This is a genomic window from Thermodesulfobacteriota bacterium (genome assembly GCA_040753795.1).
In the GTDB taxonomy this organism is placed as follows: Bacteria; Desulfobacterota; Desulfobacteria; order Desulfobacterales; family Desulfosudaceae; genus JBFMDX01.
On record JBFMDX010000003.1, the window covers coordinates 90,646 to 110,047 of the forward strand.

At 59.5% G+C, this 19,402-nt stretch carries 16 protein-coding genes; all 16 read right to left on the reverse strand.

The features are described 5' to 3' along the window. Positions 1–6: 6 nt before the first annotated feature. The 16 genes from AB1724_05305 to AB1724_05380 all read right to left on the reverse strand — a co-directional run bounded on the left by AB1724_05305 (position 7) and on the right by AB1724_05380 (position 19,400). Complete coding sequence (locus AB1724_05305; GenBank protein MEW6077204.1) at positions 7–1,719, reverse strand: bifunctional sulfate adenylyltransferase/adenylylsulfate kinase; 1,713 nt, start codon at positions 1,717–1,719, stop codon at positions 7–9. Beyond that, a complete protein-coding gene (locus AB1724_05310; protein ID MEW6077205.1) occupies positions 1,698–3,635 on the reverse strand; it encodes a nucleoside-diphosphate sugar epimerase/dehydratase in 1,938 nt (645 codons plus the stop codon). The genes AB1724_05305 and AB1724_05310 overlap by 22 nt, the downstream gene beginning before the upstream one ends. A 166-nt stretch (positions 3,636–3,801) precedes the next feature. Further along, a complete protein-coding gene (locus AB1724_05315; GenBank protein ID MEW6077206.1) occupies positions 3,802–4,125 on the reverse strand; it encodes a helix-hairpin-helix domain-containing protein in 324 nt (107 codons plus the stop codon). A gap of 230 nt (positions 4,126–4,355) precedes the next feature. Next, a complete protein-coding gene (locus AB1724_05320) occupies positions 4,356–5,543 on the reverse strand; it encodes an NAD-dependent epimerase/dehydratase family protein (GenBank protein ID MEW6077207.1) in 1,188 nt (395 codons plus the stop codon). A gap of 11 nt (positions 5,544–5,554) precedes the next feature. Next, positions 5,555–6,622, reverse strand: a complete 1,068-nt coding sequence (locus AB1724_05325; protein ID MEW6077208.1) for a polysaccharide biosynthesis protein — start codon at positions 6,620–6,622, stop codon at positions 5,555–5,557. Positions 6,623–6,750: 128 nt separating this feature from the next. Further along, positions 6,751–7,542 (reverse strand): YdcF family protein, encoded by a 792-nt coding sequence (locus AB1724_05330; GenBank protein MEW6077209.1) that lies wholly within the window; start codon positions 7,540–7,542, stop codon positions 6,751–6,753. Continuing rightward, positions 7,543–8,535 carry a glycosyltransferase family 4 protein gene (locus AB1724_05335; protein MEW6077210.1) on the reverse strand — a complete coding sequence of 331 codons (993 nt, stop codon included), beginning with the start codon at positions 8,533–8,535 and terminating at the stop codon, positions 7,543–7,545. It abuts the gene before it with no gap. Between the two features lie 34 nt (positions 8,536–8,569). After that, positions 8,570–9,460, reverse strand: coding sequence for an NAD(P)H-binding protein (locus AB1724_05340; GenBank protein MEW6077211.1), 891 nt, complete (start codon positions 9,458–9,460; stop codon positions 8,570–8,572). Between the two features lie 18 nt (positions 9,461–9,478). After that, positions 9,479–10,366, reverse strand: a complete 888-nt coding sequence (locus AB1724_05345; GenBank protein ID MEW6077212.1) for a glycosyltransferase family 2 protein — start codon at positions 10,364–10,366, stop codon at positions 9,479–9,481. Then, on the reverse strand, positions 10,363–11,022 hold the full coding sequence (locus AB1724_05350) for a class I SAM-dependent methyltransferase (GenBank protein MEW6077213.1): 660 nt from the start codon (positions 11,020–11,022) through the stop codon (positions 10,363–10,365). The genes AB1724_05345 and AB1724_05350 overlap by 4 nt, the downstream gene beginning before the upstream one ends. Before the next feature lie 48 nt (positions 11,023–11,070). After that, entirely contained in the window at positions 11,071–12,348 is a 1,278-nt protein-coding gene (locus tag AB1724_05355; protein ID MEW6077214.1) for a glycoside hydrolase family 99-like domain-containing protein, read from the reverse strand. Between the two features lie 17 nt (positions 12,349–12,365). Further along, a complete protein-coding gene (locus AB1724_05360) occupies positions 12,366–13,529 on the reverse strand; it encodes a TylF/MycF/NovP-related O-methyltransferase (GenBank protein MEW6077215.1) in 1,164 nt (387 codons plus the stop codon). 66 nt (positions 13,530–13,595) lie between these two features. Continuing rightward, a complete protein-coding gene (locus tag AB1724_05365; GenBank protein ID MEW6077216.1) occupies positions 13,596–15,617 on the reverse strand; it encodes a sulfotransferase family 2 domain-containing protein in 2,022 nt (673 codons plus the stop codon). Between the two features lie 60 nt (positions 15,618–15,677). After that, positions 15,678–16,385 carry a sulfotransferase family 2 domain-containing protein gene (locus tag AB1724_05370; GenBank protein MEW6077217.1) on the reverse strand — a complete coding sequence of 236 codons (708 nt, stop codon included), beginning with the start codon at positions 16,383–16,385 and terminating at the stop codon, positions 15,678–15,680. Between the two features lie 56 nt (positions 16,386–16,441). Next, complete coding sequence (locus AB1724_05375; protein ID MEW6077218.1) at positions 16,442–17,263, reverse strand: class I SAM-dependent methyltransferase; 822 nt, start codon at positions 17,261–17,263, stop codon at positions 16,442–16,444. Then, positions 17,223–19,400: a glycoside hydrolase family 99-like domain-containing protein gene (locus tag AB1724_05380; protein MEW6077219.1), complete on the reverse strand. Its 2,178-nt coding sequence runs from the start codon at positions 19,398–19,400 to the stop codon at positions 17,223–17,225. Before AB1724_05380 ends, AB1724_05375 begins: the two co-directional genes overlap by 41 nt. Between the last annotated feature and the right edge of the window lie 2 nt (positions 19,401–19,402).

Genomic DNA, 19,402 nt, shown 5'->3' on the forward strand with positions numbered 1-19,402 from the left:
AGGACTTTAAATAAATCCCCGTTCCCCCAGGAGCACTAAAATCGCCTGCACCGCCTCGTCCGGCGTCAGGTGGGTGGTGTCGATGGAGATATCCGGGGATTCCGGGACCTGGTAGGGGTCGTCGATGCCGGTGAAGCCGGTGATGAGCCCGGCCCGGGCCTTGGCGTACATGCCTTTGCGATCGCGCTTCTCGCACTCCTCAATGGGCGTGGAGATATGGACCTCGATAAAACCGCCGTAGGCCTCGATCACCCGCCGCACCTCGTTCCGGGTGGCGGCATAAGGCGCGATAGGGGCGCAGATGGCAATGCCGCGGTTCTTGGTGATTTCACTGGCCACGAAACCGATGCGTTTGACGTTGATGTCCCGGTGCTCCCGTGAAAAGGTCAGTTCACTGGACAGATTGTGCCGCACGATATCGCCGTCCAGCAGCGTCACCGGCCGGGTGCCGATCTCCAGAAACCGCGCGTACAGGATTTTGGCGATGGTCGACTTGCCGGCGCCGGACAGGCCGGTCAAAAACAAGGTAAAGCCCTGTTTGGCCGGCGGCGGGTAAGCGCGCTCCAGTTCTTCCAAAACCTCCGGAAATGTAGCCCATTCCGGGATTTTCTTGCCCGTGCCCAGGCGCTTGCGGATCATGGCGCTGGACAGGGCAATGCACTGGCTTCCGTCCGGCACCTCGTCGACGGGCAGATAGGCGTCTTCAAAGGGAAGATAGACAATTTCCTTGAAGGGAATCACCTGAACGCCCACCTCCTCTGAACAGGCCCGGGCCAGTTCCGCCGCCTGGCCGCTGGAATAAAACGGTTCGCCATTTTCTTTTTTTTCCGGGCTGCCGTGATCCGGGCCGATGATGAAATCCGTACACCCGAAGTTGGCGGAAATGATGAGGTGCAGCAGGGCTTCCCGGGGACCGGCCATTCTCATGGCCATGGGAAGCAGATTTAGCACAAACGAGTCAGGCGGATAGTGTTCCGCCACCCGTTTATAACAGCGGACCCGGATGTAGTGATCAAAATCGCCGGGGTGAGTGGTCCCGACGCTGGGCAGACAGAGCAGGTTGGCCCGGGCGATTCTCATGGCCCGCATGGTCATTTCAAACTGCGGCCGGTGAATGGGCTGGCGGGTATGGAATCCGACCACCCGCTGCCACCCGAGTTTTTTATAAAGCTGCCGGATCTCCAGGGGCGTTCGCCGCAGTTGCCGGGAGTCGAAATGGATCGGCAGCTGCACCACTTCCAGTTGACCGCCGACATAGTAATCCCGGCACACGGCCAGCAGGTAATGCACGCCGGGATGAGACGGGTCGCTGGTGCCGTAAACGGCTTCGGCCTCGCGTTCGCGTTCCACCGGCCAGATGTCGTCGATGTGCATGACCGCCAGGAGCAGCCCTTCCTGGTCCCTGAGCGCAACCGGCTGCCCGATTTGAAGGGTTTCCGCGACGTGGGCGCTGACGTCCAGGCAGACGGGCACGGGGAACAGCCGGCCGTCGGTCAGTCGCATCCGTTCCAGCACGCTCTCATAATCGGCCCGGGACATGAACCCCCGCAACGGAGAGAAAACGCCGGTGGCCATCATGTCCAGATCGCACAGCTGCCGGTTATTGACGATGATCTCGCGGAAGCCCAGGGCCTCATCCTTCAGTACCGCGGCCCGCCGCTCGTCAGCCACCAGGTTTACCAGTTCGCTCTCGGAGATTACGCCTTCCCTGTTTGCCATTCTTTTTCCCCCGGTTGATATTCAGGAACAATCTCTTTTAACATGGCCCGTATCTTCCCGTCTTCCTGATTTTCGGCAAATTCCATGAGCCGGAGGATCTTTTCGTTTAAGACCGCCAGGTCCGCCTCATGACCATTTAAAACCAGAATCTTGGTGTGCGATGTCGGGACCACGCCCTCCCCTTCGATCATCAACTCCTCGAAAAGTTTCTCGCCCGGCCGGAGACCGGTATATTCGATGCGAATGTCCACATCCGGGCGGAACCCGGACAGCCGAATCAGATCCCGGGCCATATCGACGATTTTTACCGGCGTTCCCATTTTCAGAATATAGACTTCGGCGCTGGCGCCCTGTTCACTGGTAATGGCGCCCGCCTGGAGAATCAACTGGCAGGCTTCCGGGATGGTCATGAAATACCGCGTCACCTCCGGATGGGTCACCGTTACCGGCCCGCCCCGGGCGATCTGTTTTTTAAACAGCGGAATGACGCTGCCGGCGCTGCCGATGACATTGCCGAAACGGACGATTTTAAACTGGGTATTGGCCTGGTTGGTGCCGTTCTGGCTTTGCAGAAGAATCTCGGCGATACGTTTGGAAGCCCCCATGACATTGGCCGGGCGAACGGCCTTGTCGGTGGAGACGAAAACAAAACGCTCAACGGCATATTTTTTGGACACTTCCACCAGGTTTTGGGTGCCGTAGATATTGTTCTTGACCGCCTTCCAGGGATGGGCTTCCAGGATCGGGACATGTTTGTAGGCGGCCGCGTGGAAGACCACCTGGGGGGCATACTTTTCAAACACCGCTTCCAGCTGCGACCGGTCCTGGATGTCTCCCAGAACCGACGTGATCGCAATATCCGCGTCCCGGAACAGGTCCCGCAGTTCCAGGTCGATTTCATACAGGGATGTCTCCGCCCGCTCGAACAGGATCACCCGCCTGGGGTGGAAGCGGCAGACCTGGCGACTCAACTCCGACCCGATGGAGCCGCCGGCGCCGGTGATGATAACGGTTTTGCCCATAAGATAAGCGCCGATCCGGTCCCGGTCCAGGGTGATGGCCTCCCGCCCCAGCAGGTCCTGGTAGGCGACCTCCCGGGCCGCTGAAATAGACACCTTGCCGTTGACCAGTTCCCCGTATCCCGGAACGGTCCTGAACCTGATGCCGCTTTCCTCACAATGCCGGACGATGGTCCGCATCTGGTCGGCGGTGGCCGACGGAACCGCGATGACAATTTCGTCCACATCCTCTTTGGCCACGACATCGTTTAAAAAGGTAATGGCGTTTAATACCGTCACACCGTGAATTTTCATGCCCACCTTGGCGGGATTATCATCCAGAAAACCGACCGCGACATACCCCAGCCGCGAATCGGCCTGGATTTCACGCAGGATTTTTTCGCCGCAATTACCGGCGCCGATAATCAAAAGCCGCTTGGGTTCCGTGGGCGTTCCCTTGCGGAAAAGTGCCGCCAGAAACGACCGGGCCATCACCGTTACATTACCGCCGGCATTGTATTCGTAATAAAGCCGGACAATGATCCGGAAAGCCGAAACGGACAGGACCGTCAGCAGCCAGTCGATCAGAAAAACCGAACGGGGAATGTTCTCGAACCGGTTCATAAAAAGAACCGCCCCGATAATAATCAGGCTGCTGAAGACGGTCGCCTTGACGATTTTGATCAGATCCGAGACGCTGGTATAGCGCCACATCCCCCGGTAAAAATCGGAATAATAAAAGACCACCAGCTTGATCAGCAGAATCACCGGGAACGTCTGCCACAGGGGAACGGCGTGGAACCGGGGCACGTTGAAATCAAACCGCAGCTGATGAGAGAGGTAAAACGCCAGGCTGATCAGAACGGTATCCATCAAAATAACGACGGCGCTGTTTCTGGTGAAATACAACCTTTTCATTGGCTTCTTAACCGGACGATCAGTCGTTTGATGGTTCCCGGAGGGGCGGGAAATCAGCGTTTTAACGAGCCAGCATAAATAGATTGTGCGGCACAGCCGGGCCGTGCCGCACAATCTTCAGGGCGAAAAAAAGGAAAAAACATCAATTGTCTGCAAAAAACTTATCTTATTGAGCAGCCGTTTTGGCCGGTTTGTCCCCGACCGTGATGCGCTCCTTGTTCTGCTCAAACGTTTTATCTCCGATGCCTTTGACATTTTTCAATTCTTCAATATTGGAAAAAGGTCCGTTGGCTTCCCGGTATTCCACGATTCGCTTGGCGTAAGACTGCCCGATTCCGGGCAACTGCATCAGCGTCTCCGCCGAAGCCGTATTGATATTGATCTTTTCTACCGCCGCCGCCTTGGGCTCTTCAGCCGGAGCCGCAACGGATAACGCCATCAGAGCAACGACAACCAGTACCAGCAAACCTGCGATTTTTCTTGCAACCATTTCTTACCTCCCTGTAATCGGTTTAAAACCGGCCAAAGCGTCATGCTTTTTCCGGTCGCCCGGACCCTTCCGGGTCCCGGCTGTAATGATTTGTTTTTTCCTCCCCGCCCCCGGTCTCATAACGCGTGAATACGGTTATGGCAACCGGACTTCAAATTCGTAAATGCCCAAATTTAAACGAAACAATATCGGCCTGTCAAGGGAAAAACCAGGCCGAACGGCCCCGCCGGTTACCAGCGGATGCCCCGGAAAATCACATCGGTCCGGACGTTGCCCCGGTATTTTTCCACCGCTTCGAAAAACTTTTCCAGGACGTCGTCGGTCAGATAATGGGGCGTCACCCCGATATCCTTAAGCCCCTGGTATACCGGATTGTAATAATGCTCCTCGGCCTCCCGGCGGGGGTTTTCGATATGATCGACAACGACCTGGTGCCCCCGGCGGCTGCCCACCGCCCGGACTTTTTCGGCCAGTTCATTGGCCGAAAAGGTTTCCATGATCTGGTTGAAAATACGCAGCTCCCCCTCCCGGGCCGGCACTTCGTGGGACCGGTAAACACACTGCAGGGTGTCCCGGATGTTGAGATAACCGCGGGTCTGGCCGCCCTTTCCATAAACCGTCAGGGGGTAGCCGATCACCGCCTGAACGACGAAGCGGTTGACGATGGTGCCGAAAATTTCGTCATAGTTAAACAGGGTGTACAGCCGTTCATCCTCGCCGGCCTCATCGGTGGTAAACCCGTAGACCGGACCCTGCATCAGGTCGGTGATCCGCAGTTTCCACATGCGGACGGCAAACCACATCAGGTCCGTGTCCATGATCTTGGTGGTATGGTAAAGGGAGCCGGCCTGGCGCGGGAACAGGAAGCGGTCGGTCCGGCCCTTGTGGGTAATGTCCAGCCAGCCCTCTTCGATGTCGATGTCGGGCGTGCCGTACTCGCCCATGGTGCCGATATGAATCACGTGGGTAGACGGGGAAAAATCCCTCAGGGCGAAGACCAGGTTGTTGGTCACCAGTAGATTGTTGGTCAGGGTGATGTTGGCGTACTTGTAATTGATCAGCGAATACGGCGCCGACGGTTGCTCGGCGTAGTGGATCACCGTGTCCGGCACACCCGCGAACTGGGTGTCCGCCGGCCAGGCATAGCGCACCCGGCCTTCAAACAGCCCCCGCATGATTTCCGGATCGGTCAGGTCCCCGATCACCACCCGGATCGTTCGGCCCGTTTTTTCGTGCCAGATCCTGGCCCGCTCCGCCAGGGTCGGTATGGGGAACAGCATGCCCACATCCAGTTCCGTGCAGGCGTTTCTGCGGAAATAGTTGTCCGCCACGGTCACCTCATGCCCGCGCGCGGAAAAATACATGGCCGTCGGCCAGCCCAGATAACCGTCGCCTCCCAGAATCAGAACCCGTGCCATCGTCGCTCCCTTTAATACCTTCTGTCCGGCTGGAACGTATCCTCTTCCTCGCCCTCAATCAGATTATTATCCACCAGGAACCGGCGCAGCTGAACCTTGTCCAGGGGCGGTTCATTGGCCGAATGATAAGGCCGGTCGACCTCGCTGTTCACCACTCCGGGATAGCTATAGGTTACGTCCCGGTAAAGAGAGGTAAAGGCCGGCTTGACCACGAAGTACCGCTCCAGCTCGATGCAGCGGCGGACCTCCTCGCCGGTCATCAGTTCCTCGTATTGTTTTTCGCCGGGCTTGCTGCCGATAATTTCGATTCCGATGGCGGCAGGGGAGTGCCCGTATTTGGGCGACAGTTCGGCGATCATGACTTCGGCCAGGTCCAGGATCCGGATCACCGGCATTTTGGTGACAAACACTTCCCCTCCCCGGGCCAGTTCGACGGAGTCAATGACCAGCTGCACCGCCTGGCGGATGCTCATGATAAAACGGGTCATCTTCTCGTCGGTGATCGTGACCGGTCCGCCCTTGCGGATCTGCTCCCGGAAAATCGGAATGACCGACCCCCGGGAACCCAGCACGTTCCCGAACCGGGTGGAAATGAACCCCGAAGGGCCGCCGCGCAGGTTGCTGTTGGCGGCGGTCATCAGCCGTTCTCCCATGAGTTTGGAGGTACCCATGACGTTGGTGGGATTGACGGCCTTGTCCGAACTGGTAAACACGACGGTTCTGACCCGGTTTTCCGTGGCCGCCAGGATCACGTTCTGCACGCCGTTGATATTGGTCTGCACCGCTTCAAAGGGAGACACTTCGCACAGGACCACATGTTTGAAGGCGGCCGCGTGAAAGACGATGTCAACGCCGGAAAAAAGACGCACCAGTCGCTGCTGGTCCCGGACATCGGCCAGGAAAAAATTGGCGGGGCAGTCGGCATAGCGCTGCTGGGCGAAAAACAGCTCACTTTCGTTATTGTCCAGGCCCACCAGTTCCTTGACCGCGTAATCCTCCAGCAACTGGCGCACCAGTTCGCTGCCGACCGTTCCGCAGCAGCCGGTCACCAGCACCCGCTTTTCCTGCAATGATCCCATGGCTGATTCCCCTGTTTTGAGTGTTTGGCTCACCGTTGTCCCTTTTGCCGGGATGCCGTTTATTACATTACCTTTTTCCCCGCGGATTGCAAGTCCGGCCGGGTTTCGTCACGATGACCGGGGCCGGGTCATATCCAGCCCCGCAGGCGATAATAAATCATGCCCGTGTATTCCCTCAGGGCGATGGTGGTATCGTCCAGGGCGCCGGCATCCGGCAGAAAATCAAGAGCGGCTTTCTTTTTATATGGATCCGAACGGAAATCCGCCGGACATGGAACGACCGTCAGGCCGAGTTTCTCAAAACAGGCCCGTGCCCGGGGCATGTGAAAGGCGGAGGTCACCAGCAGCACCGGACCGCTCCATCCGTTTCCCCTTAAGATTTCCCGGGTGAACCAGGCGTTTTCCCGGGTATTCCGGCTGTGGCTTTCTCTGATCAAGGCCTTTTCGGGAATGCCCAGTTCCCGGGCCAGCAGGAACATCTGTTGAGACTCCAGCAATGATCCGGGAGCCTGGCGCCATGAAATTCCGCCGCCGGACAGCACCACAACCGGCGCCTTTTTGTCCTGAAACAGGCGGCAGCCCAGATACAGACGGTCAAAGGACCGGCCGGGGAGAATATTCCGGCCGCCGGTTCGCTGCGCGGTCACTCCGCCGCCCAGGACGATAATGGCGACCGATTCCGGATAAGTTGCCGCCTCCCGGGAGACATAGCCATCCTCCAGAGCGGAGATCAGGCGATCGGCCACCGGGCGGCTGCCGGCCGTCCAGAGTGTCAGAAGACAGATCAGGATCAGCAGCATGGCGGTCTTCCGCCGGTTGACCGGTTTCCATAAGCAGATCAGACCGGCCGCCAGCAGCGCCGTCGAGAGGCCCAGGGGCAGCAGGAAAACAGTGATATACTTGGAAAGGATCAAATCCATCTATCGCGCCATAAACCTTAAACCCTTAACCATTTTATTGATCAGCATAAACACACCCAGAACAAAAAACAGCAACGCCGATACCGCCAACAGGCCCAGAGTTTCCGCCTGCCAGACCGACAAACCGATAACGATCTGGGCCAGGCCGTACCCGCCCGATACTTTCCAGTGGGGCACTTTCCTTTCATTGGCCAGCACCTGATACAGGTGACGCCGGTGGGCCTTGAACGGGGACTCGCCGTCACGGATCCGCTCACGCAGGGTGACCAGTTCGTCGGCATAAAAAAGAAACAGAAAACCCGACAGGAGCAGGAACTCGGTCGCTGAATCGGACCACTGCACCACCAGGCAGGCAAAAACAAACCCCAGCAGGACGCTGCCCCCGTCCCCCATGAACACCCGGGCCCGCGGCAGGTTGAAGGGCAGAAAACCAGCGCAGGCCGCCGCCAGTGAAAAACAGACCGTGACCTGGGCCGCGTCCCTGCCTGCCGAAAGTCCGTACGCGCCCAGCAGGCCGAAGGCCGCCACGCCGGATATCCCGGCCATGCCGTTGATGCCGTCCATGAAGTTGTAAAAATTGGCCGTACCCACGATGAAGACCATAAAAAAGATGGATAATACCAGGCCCCGGACAGTGTCCAATTCGCACAGCGGGTCGACAGCGGCAAAATACAGGAACCAGGCGGCCAGGGAAAACTGGATCCCCAGCCGGACCGTCACGCGCAGGTCAAACCGGTCCCCCAGGAAACTGATCAGGGACAGCAGAGCGGCCGGGGCCCAGAAGACCGGCGGAACCGGAAAAAAAATCGCACAAAGGACCAGTGCGGCCAGCAGCCCGATGCCGCCCCCCCGGGGCGTTGGCCGCTGGTGGGAGCTGCGCTCGTTGGGCCGGTCCAGCAGCGACCATTGCCGGCCGAAGATCGCCACCATCAGGGCACCCAGGGCGCCTGCAGCCAACGCTGCCCCGTATATCCATAGGCCGCTGATGGTCATGCCGACGCCGCCTTTCGTCTTTTTCGCGCCATCATCATTGCCCTTCTTCCCGGATAAGGCCCATGGCCTCTATTTCCCGCCTTACCCCCGTTTCAAAAGAAACCGGGGCAAATTGAAAATCAGCGGTTGCTTCATCATGGGCAAAGGACTTGTCTTCGTTGAGCCGCTCGATCTGGTCGGACCGCACGAAAAAGGACAGCCCGGCGGTTTCGGCCCGTTTACAGGCGGCGACCAGGGGAGACACGGGCAGATGAATTTTCATGATCTTCCGCTTCAGCAGCGCCGACACCGTATCCACCAACGCGTTGAACGTCAGCGGCTCCCGGCCGGAAATATTATAACATTTCCCGATGGTCCCGGGAGTTTGCCAGGCGTCGGCAATGGCACCGGCCGCGTCATCGACATAAACCGGCTGGACCCGCCAGGTTCCCGGTCCGGGAATGAACAGAACCGGCCAGCGCGCCAGATACCGGATCAGCCGGCAGATGTTGCGGTCCTGTTCGTCGCCGTAAACCATGGTGGGACGGATGATGGTATAATCCAGGCCGCTGTCGCGGATCCGTTTTTCCGCCTCCAGCAGATGCCGTTTGGTGCTGGTATCCGGCCGGGTGAAGATCGAGGTGCTGGTGACGAACAAGGCCCGTTTGACGCCGGCGGCCACGGCCGCGTCCACCATGGCCGCGGCATGCCCGGTATGCAGGCCGACCATGCTGATCAGCCCGGAAACGCCCTCAAACGCCATCGCCAGGCTGCCGGGATCTTCCAGGTCCGCGAAAACCGGCTCGGCACCGAGTCGTTTAAAATATTGGGCGTCGCCCTCCCGCCGCACCAGACAGCGGAGGTCCAGTCCCCGCCGCGCCAGCATGGGAACCGTGCGGCTGCCCGTAAAGCCGGTTCCTCCGGCCACCAGAATGATTTCCGACATGGCTCTTCCCGACATCAATCAATCCGCCCGGCGGCCGCGCTGCCACAGGCGGATAACCGCCGCCAGCAGGAAATGGCTCCAGACAAACAGAGCGATCAGGGGCATCCACACCCCGCCAAGCGGCCCCCCGTAATACCGGCGGTAAAAAAGCATCAGGCCGCGATGCTTGTGCCACTCCACGAAAACAGGGCGGCGATGGCTGCACCCTCCCTTGGAATGAAAGACCCGCGCGGCCGGAACAAAAAGGACTTTCCGCCCCTGCCGCCGGATTCTCATGCACCAGTCCAGGTCCTCCACGTGAAGAAAATAGGACTCGTCAAAACCGCCCACGGTGTCGATAATCCGCCGGGGCACCATCAGGCAGGCCCCGGAAACGGCCTCCACCTCCATGGGTTCGTCCGGCGTCTCTTCCTGATGCCGCAGAAAATCGGCGAATATATCCGGATAATGGTCTTTAAACCGGTAAAGGCCGGACAGCCGGACAAAGGCCCGCCAGGGTGTCGGCATGTGCCGTCGGCCGCCGGCCTGTTCTGTGCCGTCCGGATTCAGGAGCCGGGCGCCGGCCATGCCCGCGTCGGGACGGCTTTCCAGAGCCGAAACCAGGGCCGGGATGGTCCCCCCCTCGACGACGCCATCGGGATTCAAAAAAAACAGGTATTCGCCGCCGGCCTTCCGCGCCCCGATATTGCAGGCCCTGGCAAACCCCAGGTTGGCGGCGTTACGGATGATCCGCACCTCCTTCCGGCTGCCGTGGGCGGAAACAAGGCCGTCGAGGCTGCCGTCGCCGGAAGCATTGTCGACCACGATGATCTCGTCCGCGGCCGACGTGTCCAGCACGGAGGCCACGCAGGCCGTGAGCCGGGCGCCGGCATTGTAGTTAACGATGATAACGGATACGGCGGTCACGCTTCTATTCTAACCTTCTGCCCTTCTTCCGTTACATTATCCGGCGACGCAACCGGCGGCGCCTGGAAAAAAACGTAAAGACAATATTGACGTAGACAGCGGCCCAGCGGCGGAAAGTAAAAAGGCGCGTGAAAAATTTTGCGCCGGACACAGGCAAAGGAACCCATCAACCGGATCAGCTCGCCTTCCGTGTAGAAGCAGCGATGATCCTCATCCGCCGCGTATCCCCTGGGCCCCGGCATCCCGATGACCAGTGTTCCGCCGGGCATCAGCACCCTGAGCACTTCCCTCATTGTCTCGACAACCTCCGGACCGGGGATGTGTTCGAGCACGTTATCCATGACCACCCCGGAAAAATGCCGGTCGGCAAAGGGCAGCCGCCGGTCCCGGACCACGGTCGCGTCCAGCCCTCTTTTCAGGCAAACGGCCACGTTATGGGGGTTGCTGTCAACGCCGACGGCATTACGGCAGCAGGCCAGAAAATCGCCTATCCCGCAGCCGAAATCCAGAATCCGCCCGTCCAGCCGATGGATGATCCGCGGATACAGCAGCCATTTTCTGTACAAAAACCCCTTGAGGGATCTTCCCCGCAGATATTCGCTGTAGGCCTCTTCCGCAGCCCCTGCCACTTTTCCACCTTCCTCTTCAGCCGCCATGTCCGGCCTCCAACCGCTTCCGCCGGTACAGGCCGCCTCCGGACCGGATCAGTCCCGCCGGGTCTCGGACCGGAACAGACGCATCAGCCCGACCAGGATTTCTTTTATCTTCGGAAAACGATTGACCGCCAGTTTGACCCGTCCCAGAAAACCGTCCTTATGATAACGCAGAACATTTAACAAGTCCGCCCACAGGGTACGGTTGATACCGGCCAGATCGGCGGGCACCCCGACGTCCTCGAATCGCTGCCTGTCGCCCGTGCCGTTTTTTACCCGCCGGGTCGCCTCCAGAAACCCCCGCTGAAAACGGACATCCGGCTCCAGGCAGCATCCCTCGGCCCATTCATTCCAGGCATTGATAAAAACAAGCCGTTCCTTGTCCGGAAAGTCACGGGCTGTTTTACGAACCGTCTCCGCCAGCCAGTATTCGTAATTGGCCGGGGTGCCGTTCAGCACGACTACCGCCCGCGAACCGGTCCGGGCCGTATTATCCCAGCTGGGGAATACGGCCCGATAAACATTTCCGGGCGCGTATCGCCGTCCCAGGTAGGACCGGGCAATATCTTCGTACTCCAGAACATTGCCCTGAAACGGCTGGAAAAAACTGATGCGGTTATTGATATTGGCGCATCCCTCCAGATTGTGCGGCGGAAACTCGACGCCGCTGTCGAAACCGAACCGGGCGTAATCTCTATTGCCATGGGTCAGCGCCGCGCAGATATGAATTTTTCCGATTCCGATACGATTGCAGTAATCACGCCAGACGCCGGCGGACCGGCGGGCATCGGGCAGCTGCTGGGGGCGGTAGACAATTAAAAACGGGGCCCCGTCGACCCTGATATAACGGGGGTCACTGAAGAAAGGGATGAGGCCTTTAATAAAATCAAGGTCATCGTCGGGCAGGTGCCGCTGGGCGACGAGGATGTCATGATCGGCCGCGTCCCAGCGCCGGGTCCAGTTTTCATTGGCCCAGCACAGGCAGAACGGCATGTCGCTGGCGGGGTCGGCCAGCATGTCGTCCAGGGGCCGATGCAGGAGCCTCTTGCCGGAAAACCAGTAATAGTGATAACAGAACCCGTCCAGGCCGTATTCCCTGGCCAGGGCGATCTGTTCATGACGCGTCTCCCGCAGCCGCAGATCGTAAAACCCCAGATCAGACGGCAGCCGCGGCTGATAATGGCCCGCGAACAGCGGCATGGCCCGGGTGACATTGGTCCATTCCGTAAACCCCTTTCCCCACCAGCGGTCATTTTCCGGCGTGGGGTGAAACTGAGGCAGGTAAAAAGCGATGAATCTGATCCTGCCGTTGTCGGACGCCTGATCCATTAGCCCTCGCGTGACCGTTACTTTTTCCGGAAGAGGTCGCTGGTGATGTACCGCAGGGGGGCGGTGATCCGCCAGGAACGGGATTTCCTCATCAGCTCGATCGTCTGCTCCAGCGCCCGCGCCAGGGCCTCCCGCTCGGCCAGACGGGCGTCTCGCTCGGCCAGGCGGGCGTCCCGTTCGGCGATCTGCGCCCGTCTTTCGGCCAGTTCAGCGTCACGACCGGCGATCTGCTCCCGGCTTTCGGCCAGACGGGCATCCCGCTCCGCGATCATGGCGTCGCGCTCGGCCAGCTGAACATAGCGCTTATTGAACACCTGATTGATCTTGACAAACCGGGCCTCCGGCGTCAGCAGTTCCGGAAGCGGTTTGTTTTCTCCGGCGGAGCATGACGCCGGAACGGACGTTTTTTGCCAGTACACACCCACGCCGTCAATTTCGCAAATAACCGGCGCGATGTTCTTCAGGGCACAGAAATCCTCCACCGCCTGGGCGCACTGGGGGACGCAGTGGTAATCATCGATGATGATATAGCCGTTTTCGCTGACCTTGTCGTACAGGGCGGTCAGGGCCTGCATGGTCGACTCATACAGGTCACCGTCGAGCCGGAGCAGGGCGATCTGCTCCACCGGCGCCACGGGCAGCGTGTCCTTGAACCAGCCCTTTAAAAATACAACCTGGTCGTCCAGAAGGTCGTATTTACGGAAATTGTTTTTCACCTGTTCCATGTCCACGGCCAGTTCCGGACAGGTGTGAAACGCCGAGGCGCTGTCCGAAGGATAAGCCGCCTTGTCGGGGGCCGGCAGCCCTTCGAAGGAGTCGGCCAGCCAGACGCGGCGGCCGGCAACGCCGTAGGCGGACAGGACGCCGCGCAGCAGGATCCCGACCCCTCCCCGCCAGACGCCGGTTTCGAAAAAATCGCCGGGCACGTTTTCCCAGAGCACATTTTCCGCCAGCTGGCGGGCATTCATCAGCCGCTTCAAGCCCACCATGGTATGGGCCCGGGTGGGCCAGTCCAGGCCTTTTATTCTCGTGTCCAGGTCGAAGGTCCCGGACCCGAACCGGGGAAAAGGCGGATCTTCATAAATCAGCCCCAGAATGGATTTGACCAGCAGATCCAGATAGAGCTGCTGGCTGCTGCAAACGTAACGGCCGGAACCACCGCTGTCAGTCGTATGCGTCATTTACCACCTCCGGTACCTATAGGGCGTGAAATAATTTCTTTCATACTATCAGAGAATGATCCGTTTTCAACCATGATTCGACGCGATAACGTCTCCGCTCTCCAGGAGTTCCTGGCGCCGGCGCCAGGCCGCGTCATAAAGCTTCCGGTCCCAGCGGGTCAGATCCTCCAGCAGCCCGATGACCCCGGCGGGAAGATCGCCAACAGCAACTTTCTCACTGGTGACATTGTCCCTTCGGATATGATCCACCGGACCCATTTTCAACGCCCGCATGATCAGCCGGGCGTCCGCTTCAAAGGTTTCGGTAAAACCGACAAAGGACAATCGCTCCATATTCATCCGCGCCTTTTCAAACAGCCTTTCCGGCGCCACCCTCCGGTCGGCCAGCTCCCCGAAGCCCGGTCCGGAAGCCAGGCACCAGACCTGGCTGTCCCGGATATAGCTTCTGACCAGGTCATCGGTTTCGGCTGCCCGCAGAAAGCCCTCCAGATCATGCGCCGCCGCGGCTTTGTAAATGGGGAATTCCTCGGGGTCCCGGGTCCGGCAGAAATAGTAAAGCGAAACAATCCGTTCCATGGGCTTTCTCAAAAACGTGAACGAGAAGCGGCCGGGCATGAGCTCCCAAGCGTAATCAAAGCCGAAATGACCGGAAATAAAAGACAGTCTCTTCAAATCCCCCGGCGCCCGGCCCATGTAATCACCGTGATGGCAGACATTTTCATAACCATAATGTTCCATGGCCTGCCGCACGATTGATGTCCCCGCCGTCTTACGGATGTGAAGAAACAAGGCCGGCACAAGTTCCCTGCTCCCGTCCGGAGCCGGATCGGTCGGTGGCGAATCCTTTGCCGCTTTCATCACCAACCGCCCCATCAGCCGGGCGACACCCGGCGTGACCCAGGCAATGGGGACGATGGACATCACCGGACGCCGGATGTTCACCCGGGCCTTGAGCCGCTCCAGGACATACCCGGTGAACCGATGGTTCATCAGCGCCGCGACCAGTTTCCGCAGTTCGCGGTCGGGCCGGTCGGTCCGGAAAGCCGCCCGGGTCAGGGAGTCCAGAAGGAGCGGTTCCTTCTCGCACAACAACGATACCATGGCCTCCAGGGTTTTACGGCGGATACCGGGGTAAGGCATCCATGCCTCAGCCTCCTTCGGTGCCGCCTCCCGGAACAGAACCCCGTCTTCCCGGTCGAGCCAGGTTCGGGCGATACGGGCATTGCCGTCGGCGCACCGCCGCAGGATTTCCATCCGCCGGGAAGGTGACAGCAGCACGTGTTCCTGAAAATCGCTCTGCGTGCCGGCATCCGTTTCCCGGGAATACGCAAAAAGAAAAGGCAGGACGGCGTTTCTGGTTTCCCGGTCCATGGGCAGACGGTTGACCAGTTCCTTGAAGGCCAGAGCGTCCCGGCAAAGCCGCGGGTTCAGGTTGCCCTCCGGCAGCACGACGCCGGCGGGAACCGGCCGGTTGAGCAGGTGGTAAAAAAAATCCGTCAGGATATCCCCGCCGTGAAACTGCTCCCGTTCAAAGGGCCGCACCACCAGGTTTCCCCGACCGAGGGCATCCGACCACAGGGTGCAGATGGACTCATAGTCAAACTGCTTTGAATCACAGACGAAGCGGACGGCATTGTCAAGGTCGCTGTAATACTCCGGTCGGCCGTTGCATCCCTTGACCATCTGTTCGGCCAGAGAGGAGATATACTGGTCCTGGCGCCGCAGATAAAGGATGGCCCGCACCGGATAATCCCGCAACCGGTCGCGGATATAGACGATCTGGTCCGGCGCCAGGGAGCAGAGCATTTCCGAGCTGATGATGACGGCGGTGGCAGTGCTGGCGACGATCTCCTCCAGCAGCCGGTCCCAGGCCCGCTCATATTCCGCCCAGGAAACTCCGCTGGTCCAGCCGGGGAAAAAATCCGTGGCCAGATAATGATGCGCGGTACCGTACGCCCCGGACCGCGGGTAATAGACATCGCCGCGGGGATCCGCGAAGGTGTGCCACAGCACCTCCTGAAGAAAAGTGGTGGCCGTTTTGTACGTCCCCAGGTGAAGGTAAACGGTCTTATCCGCGCGTGCGCTCATCAGGTTATGATATCCCGCCTTCCGGCCGCCGGGACGGCCGCCTTCCATCGATGATGTTTCCTATCTGCCGCGGCTCCGTCGCAGAGATCTGGCATGATCAACCAGCATCTGATCCATTTCGGTAATCCGCCGCAACCGGCTGCGCGTGGATGACGGCAGATCCTCCGGCCGCGGCCTGGCTCCCCCGGCGTTGATTCTGGGAATCCCTGCGGAAAGGGTAATCTTCAGCCGCTCCAGAATAACCGCCATATCCCTGTCCAGGGTCTCCGTAAAACCGATATAGTCAAATTCGGCCAGGTGGTCCCTGGCATCCGTGATCATCTGTTCCGGATCGTAATCCACAATGTACCGGCCGTCCCGATTGCCCCAGCCGCAGGCCAGTTGCCAGGTCTGGTGATTCCAGACATAAGACATGACCTGCGGCTGTTCCAGGGCAAGGTCCAGAAATTCATCCAGTGATTTTTCCCGGGCCAGGCGGTAAACCGGATACTGGCCCGGATCGGATCGACGGCAATGGTAATAAAACGACAGAACCCGCTCGACAGGATCGCGCAAAAAAGTAAAGCAGTACCGGGAGGGCATGAGCTCCCGGGCAAAGCCGTATCCGAAATGTCCGGAGACAAAATCCGTCCGGTCCAGGTCGTCGGGACGGCAGCCGTGATAATCGAGGTGGCTGACAACCTTTTCGTAATAACCGCTGACCGTCCGGACAACGGCTGTACCCGCTGTCTTCTGGATATGAAGAAAAAGGGCCGGTACAGGAATCATGATCGCTTTCTTCCGGTTTGTATCCAACTTGAAACCAACGTTCTTGTGCCCATCGGTCAGACCAGCAGCCGGACCTGCCTGCCCCGGTTCAGATATCGTCCGGAAAGATCAAAGCGTTGCCCGGAATCATTCTCCTGCTCTCCCCGCCGGATAACGGCGTAAGCCGGCAGCAGGAAAATCGATTCAACCCATTCCGGGCTGGAGGCCAGCGCCATGGTGATCTCGAAAATCAGGTTGGTCAGCGGCGGATCTTCCGGCCAGGGGCCGCCATTTTCCTGCCAGTAGGCATCATGCCAGTGGGCCCAGCCCCAGTCCTCGATAATGTAGTACCCGCCGGGGGTGACCCGGGGGAAAAGCAGGTTGAACGACGCCCGGCTCTCGCGCAGAAAATGCGAGGCATCGTCCACCACCAGATCAATGCTTTCCCGGCCCATTTCCCCGTCAAGGATTTTCCGGATCGCCTCGTCATCCGCCTGATCCACGCCGTAATAGGTCCGGATAACCTGTCCCAGTTTTTTTTGTCCGATATAGGACTCCAGCGGCGCCACCGGTTCCTTGTTCAGGTCTATGGCAACGATTTTTTCCGGGGCAAACAGCTTGTGATAAAACATGACGCTGCCGCCCTGGTAAATGCCCAGGTCGAGGACCCTTTTGACGGGCCTGTCAAAGTTCAGCCCCATCAGGGTTTCCAGTTGCCGGCGGGATTTGCCGATGACGAACCCCTGGGCCGACGACGTCGCCGCGTATAACGGGTCACCCGTCTCGACGATAAACGTCACGTCATCGATGGTGAACACATGGTCGCTTTTCCAGCGCAGCTTTCTTTTGCCGGGGATCTTATTCCGCTTTCCGGCAGCAGGCCACAAATTGAATGGCATGGGCGTGCTCCTTGGCCGCCAGCAGTTTCCGCAGCCTGGCGGGCACCGTTGTTTTGTTCCACCGCGTTCCGCAGCCCCGGGGCAGGACCGGCGCCCGCACCGGCACCAGATCGCAGACCGCCAGGCCGGACTCCTCGATCATCTGGCGGAGGGTATCCGCGGTAAAAAACCGCAGGTGCGTCCTGTCCATGATGCCGACATCGGCGTAGGAAAAATCGTTATTGTATAAACTCGCCAGGATCTGGGCATGGGCGATGTTCGGCACCGAAACGATGATCCGGCCGCCGGGTTTGAGCAGCCCCGCGGACGCCTGCAGCACGCGCCAGGGGTCGCGGAGGTGCTCCAGCACGTCGGCGAAAAGAATATAATCGTATGGTTCCCCGGAGAAGGCCCCCTGCCAGTCATACTGTTCGATATCACCGACGCAGCAGCGGCGGGCATAGGCGGCCGCCTGGCCGGCGCAACGGCTGTCCAGCTCGACGATGTCCACCGTGGCGCCTCGCTCCTGCTTTAAAAAACGCGTGAAGTATCCGGCCGCGGAACCGAACTCCAGGATCACCCGGCCGTCCTCAATAAACCGGTTGACCACGGCCAGGGAGTATTCGCCGTTGCTTTCGATGAGATACTTCAGCCACTCATAATCCCGGGTGTAACGGGCGGCCGAATCCGGATCCGGCTCACCTTCCGGAGCGGCGTCAAAGTCGGCGAAGGGAAGGTTGTAAAGGGCCCGGGCGGTGGTATTCAGGCAAGCGTACCCATAGCGTCGGTCCGGTTCCAGGTAGGCCCCTTCGGCCCATTCGTTCCAGGCATTGATGAACACCAGCCGCTCCTCCGGCGGAAACGAGGCCCGGGTATAGTCCATGACCCGGCGCAGCCACTGGTAGTATTTCTCCAGGGAAAAATTCAGGTACATGGTCACGTTGCGGGTGCCGAACCGGGCGGTGTTGTCCCAGCCCAGGGTGCATCCCTCATATATCCGGGTCCCCTGATGGGACGGCTGGAACATATCCACGCCCGAGGCGTAGTCCAGCCGGTATCCGCCCTCGAACAACCCCTTGTCCTCGGGAATGTGCTGGCAGGGGAAACTGTGCGGCGGAAAGGCGGCGTAGGCGTCAAACCCGATCTCCTCCAGGCGGACATGGGGGTACACCTCGCCGTGGCAGACTGCCACCAGATGGATCTCCCCGATGCCGTTGTCCCGGCACCAGGACCGCCAGCGGCTGACGGTTGCCAGGGGATCGGGCAGCTTGCTGACGCGGTAGACCAGCAGCAGGGGCCGGCCGTTGACGCGGATGTACCGGGAATCCCGGAAGTAAGGCGCCAGGAACTCGATGAAGCGCAGGTCGTCTTCGGGGGAGAAGGTCTGCTTCATGAGAATGTGATGGTCTTTCCCGTCCCACTTCTTGCTCCAGGTTTCGTTGGCCCAGCAGAGACAGAACGGCATATCCAGATCGGCGTTGTTCAGCAGCAGGTCCACCGGCTTGCCCAGCAGCCGTTGGCCGTGAAACCAGTAATGGTAGAAACAGAAACCGTAAATCCCGTGCCGCCTGGCCATGTCCGCCTGACGGCGGAGAACGGCGACGTCGCTCAAATCATAATAACCGATGTCGTCATGGGGCTCCCGGGGCTGATAATGACCGGGAAAGGACGGCACCGCCTTGCGGGTATTGCGCCACTCGGTAAAGCCCTCGCCCCACCAGGCGTCGTTTTCAGGGGTGGCGTGAAACTGCGGCAGATGATAGGCAATGGCCTTGATGTCGGTGGCCTGCCCGGAAAAATCCCGGGGACCTTCGTAATGGGCCTGGAAGGGCCGCAGGGGCGTCTCCAGATCGCCGTCATCGGTGGGCGTGATCTGGATCATTCCCTTGTCGGCGGCAATCTGCTGCCGGGACGGGCCGAAGATCACCGCCGGCGGCTGGGTAATCCGGGGGAAACGCCGGCTGAACCACAGATAGATCCCGACCGCCAGTCCATATAACCGGGGGAAAGGAAGCAGACAGCGCTTGATGAGGTTAATCACCTTCTGCTGCAACGGCGGACGCTGTATCAGAGGTGCCCCGGCCGCGGGCGCCTGCCCGTTCATCTCTTTGGCCGGCGTTTCGGTATCGCTTCCTTTATGATCCGCCCTGTTTAACATGA

Coding starts and splice junctions, on each gene's coding strand:
- AB1724_05365 (MEW6077216.1), bottom strand. CDS start 15,617: ATGAGCGCACGCGCGGATAAGACCGTTTACCTTCACCTGGGGACGTAC.
- AB1724_05355 (MEW6077214.1), bottom strand. CDS start 12,348: ATGGATCAGGCGTCCGACAACGGCAGGATCAGATTCATCGCTTTTTAC.
- AB1724_05360 (MEW6077215.1), bottom strand. CDS start 13,529: ATGACGCATACGACTGACAGCGGTGGTTCCGGCCGTTACGTTTGCAGC.
- AB1724_05315 (MEW6077206.1), bottom strand. CDS start 4,125: ATGGTTGCAAGAAAAATCGCAGGTTTGCTGGTACTGGTTGTCGTTGCT.
- AB1724_05375 (MEW6077218.1), bottom strand. CDS start 17,263: ATGCCATTCAATTTGTGGCCTGCTGCCGGAAAGCGGAATAAGATCCCC.
- AB1724_05370 (MEW6077217.1), bottom strand. CDS start 16,385: ATGATTCCTGTACCGGCCCTTTTTCTTCATATCCAGAAGACAGCGGGT.
- AB1724_05380 (MEW6077219.1), bottom strand. CDS start 19,400: ATGTTAAACAGGGCGGATCATAAAGGAAGCGATACCGAAACGCCGGCC.
- AB1724_05305 (MEW6077204.1), bottom strand. CDS start 1,719: ATGGCAAACAGGGAAGGCGTAATCTCCGAGAGCGAACTGGTAAACCTG.
- AB1724_05330 (MEW6077209.1), bottom strand. CDS start 7,542: ATGGATTTGATCCTTTCCAAGTATATCACTGTTTTCCTGCTGCCCCTG.
- AB1724_05320 (MEW6077207.1), bottom strand. CDS start 5,543: ATGGCACGGGTTCTGATTCTGGGAGGCGACGGTTATCTGGGCTGGCCG.
- AB1724_05350 (MEW6077213.1), bottom strand. CDS start 11,022: ATGGCGGCTGAAGAGGAAGGTGGAAAAGTGGCAGGGGCTGCGGAAGAG.
- AB1724_05340 (MEW6077211.1), bottom strand. CDS start 9,460: ATGTCGGAAATCATTCTGGTGGCCGGAGGAACCGGCTTTACGGGCAGC.
- AB1724_05325 (MEW6077208.1), bottom strand. CDS start 6,622: ATGGGATCATTGCAGGAAAAGCGGGTGCTGGTGACCGGCTGCTGCGGA.
- AB1724_05335 (MEW6077210.1), bottom strand. CDS start 8,535: ATGACCATCAGCGGCCTATGGATATACGGGGCAGCGTTGGCTGCAGGC.
- AB1724_05310 (MEW6077205.1), bottom strand. CDS start 3,635: ATGAAAAGGTTGTATTTCACCAGAAACAGCGCCGTCGTTATTTTGATG.